Annotated in this window: 3 protein-coding genes; all 3 read right to left on the bottom strand. The window is 48.0% G+C overall.

Annotation, left to right across the window (positions count from 1 at the left end; genetic code table 11):
• The coding region (gene rplQ / locus AC1DWB_RS34460; protein ID WP_477545577.1) for a 50S ribosomal protein L17 at positions 1 to 347 on the bottom strand (347 nt) is incomplete at its 3' end.
• Between the two features lie 21 nt (positions 348 to 368).
• Positions 369 to 1,313 (bottom strand): DNA-directed RNA polymerase subunit alpha, encoded by a 945-nt coding sequence (locus AC1DWB_RS34455; protein WP_477545576.1) that lies wholly within the window; start codon positions 1,311 to 1,313, stop codon positions 369 to 371.
• Positions 1,314 to 1,445: 132 nt separating this feature from the next.
• Positions 1,446 to 1,844: a 30S ribosomal protein S11 gene (gene rpsK, locus AC1DWB_RS34450; protein ID WP_477545578.1), complete on the bottom strand. Its 399-nt coding sequence runs from the start codon at positions 1,842 to 1,844 to the stop codon at positions 1,446 to 1,448.
• Between the last annotated feature and the right edge of the window lie 3 nt (positions 1,845 to 1,847).

Below are 1,847 nucleotides of genomic sequence, written 5' to 3'. Positions count from 1 at the left end.
AAGTACACCATTGGAGCTGAATCTCCGCGGCGAGGTCCTAGTTTCAGGATGCGCGTATATCCGCCCGGACGCTCGGAGTAGCGAGTTGCCAAATCCGAGAATAGCTTCTGAATAGCGTCCTGGTCAGCAGTAATAGACTCCCGGCGAACAAAAGCTGCAGCTTGACGACGGGCATGTAGATCTCCGCGCTTAGCTAGCGTAATCAGTCTCTCGGCAATGCCGCGAACTTCTTTAGCTTTTGTCTCAGTAGTCTGGATGCGTTCATATAAGAAAAGATCTGTTACCAGGTCACGGTATAGTGCTTTACGTGAACTGGAATCACGATTTAACTTGCGATATGCAGCCATTTCAAAATCCTCCTTCTGTAATTAATCTTCGGTGCGCAGACCCAATCCTAATTCTTCAAGCTTCTCTTGAACTTCTTCCAAGGACTTGCGGCCCAAGTTACGAACCTTCATCATATCCTCTTCCGTCTTCGTGATCAGCTCTTGAACCGTATTAATGCCCGCACGCTTCAAGCAGTTGTAGGATCGAACCGAAAGATCCAGCTCTTCGATAGTCATCTCGAGCACTTTCTCTTTCTTATCTTCCTCTTTCTCCACCATGATTTCTGCGTCTTTCGCTTCATCCGTCAATCCTACGAACAACATCAGATGTTCGGTAAGAATTTTGGCGCCTAAGCTAACCGCTTCTTCTGGTCGGATACTTCCATTGGTCCACACTTCGAGGGTTAGTTTGTCATAGTTCGTGACTTGACCGACACGGGTATTCTCTACGCTGTAGTTCACGCGTGTGATGGGAGTATAGATGGAATCCACCRGAATAACGCCGATCGGTTGATCGTCCCTCTTATTCTTATCGGCTTGTACATAACCTCTACCGCGGTTTGCATGAATGCGCATATGCAGTCTAGCATCAGCGGCCAACGTAGCAATGTGCAAGTCGGGATTCAGAATCTCGACATCACTATCAGCGCGAATATCTCCGGCGACGATATTGCCTCCGCCTTCGGCATCGATTTCAAGCACCTTTTCCTCGTCGGAATGAATCTTTAATGAGAGCCCCTTCAGGTTGATGATGACTTCCGTCACATCCTCCATCACGCCAGGGATCGTCGAGAACTCGTGAAGCACTCCGTCGATTTGAACGGAATTGACCGCTGCACCCGGCAATGAGGAAAGCAGGATGCGGCGCAAGGAGTTGCCCAACGTTGTACCGTAGCCTCGCTCTAACGGCTCAATGATAAACTTTCCATAGGTGCCGTCATCATTCAGCTGCACGGTTTCAATTTTTGGCTTTTCGATTTCGATCATGAACTTAACCCTCCTTGAAAACGTCGTTTCCCTCTGGATAACTGAAAACGCAAAAAGTTATAGTATGCCTATCGTTCAAACTCATTATTCACATGTTTGGGATATTTATACTATACTTGCCATGTAATCCTGTTACACACGACGACGTTTTGGCGGACGGCAACCGTTATGAGGAATTGGAGTTACGTCTTTGATCAGGTTAACTTCGAGTCCTGCAGCTTGCAGAGAACGAATTGCAGCCTCACGGCCTGCACCTGGTCCTTTAACCATAACTTCCACAGTCTTCATTCCATGTTCCATCGCAGCTTTAGCAGCCGATTCGGCAGCCATTTGTGCAGCATAAGGAGTACTTTTGCGGGATCCCTTGAAGCCCAGGTTACCGGAGCTTGCCCAAGAGATCGCATTGCCATGAGGATCCGTGATCGTTACGATCGTGTTGTTAAATGTGGAGCGGATATGTGCAACTCCAGTATCAATATTTTTGCGGTCACGACGTTTTGTCCGGACAGCCGCTTTTTTCGGTTTAGCCATGAG

Source organism: Paenibacillus sp. P4_E11 (genome assembly GCF_056401635.1).
The sequence above is the reverse complement of the archived record's forward strand: the minus strand, read 5'-3'. Positions and strand labels throughout refer to the sequence as shown.